General features: G+C 42.7%; 1 protein-coding gene. It reads left to right on the top strand.

What is annotated here, in order from left to right:
• Window positions 1–234, top strand: a 234-nt coding sequence (locus RYX56_RS25390; RefSeq protein WP_317124520.1) for an aminotransferase class III-fold pyridoxal phosphate-dependent enzyme, incomplete at both ends; no start/stop codon positions are given.

Below are 234 nucleotides of genomic sequence, written 5' to 3'. Positions count from 1 at the left end.
CCGATCATGGCGCTTGCTTTAAGGATGTAAACGGAAAAGAATATATCGACTGTCTTGGCGGTTTTGGTATTTATAATGTGGGTCACCGTAATCCGAAGGTCGTTAAGGCAGTAACCGATCAATTGAAACGGCAGGCACTTCATAGTCAAGACCTGCTAGACCCGCTAAGAGCAATGCTGGCCAAAATTTTAGCAGATATTACGCCTGGTGATTTAAAATATGCCTTTTTCACAA

Origin of the sequence: Alkalihalophilus lindianensis (assembly GCF_032843265.1) — a bacterium.
Lineage (GTDB): Bacteria > Bacillota > Bacilli > Bacillales > Bacillaceae_D > Alkalihalophilus > Alkalihalophilus lindianensis.
The sequence above is the reverse complement of the archived record's forward strand: the minus strand, read 5'-3'. Positions and strand labels throughout refer to the sequence as shown.